Raw genomic sequence first — 236 nt, forward strand, 5'->3', positions numbered from 1 at the left:
CGCCGGACCTGGCCTTCAACACCGCAATCAGCTTTGTCACCAACACCAACTGGAAGGCCTATTCCGGAGAGGTCCAGCTGTCCTACCTGTCCCAGATGGTCGGGCTGACGGTGCAGAACTTCGTCTCGGCCGCCACGGGCATGGCGGTCGCGGTGGCGATCGTGCGCGGCTTTGCCGCCAAGGGCGACGGCCGCTTGGGCAATTTCTGGGTCGATGCGACGCGGGCGGTCCTTTAT

General features: G+C 64.4%; 1 protein-coding gene. It reads left to right on the forward strand.

The window, feature by feature from the left end:
• On the forward strand, nt 1–236 hold a 236-nt coding region (locus tag ACSNOK_RS36230), incomplete at both ends, for a potassium-transporting ATPase subunit KdpA (RefSeq protein WP_436784894.1).

The sequence above is a fragment of the Streptomyces sp. URMC 126 genome, from assembly GCF_051386555.1.
GTDB lineage: Bacteria > Actinomycetota > Actinomycetes > Streptomycetales > Streptomycetaceae > Streptomyces.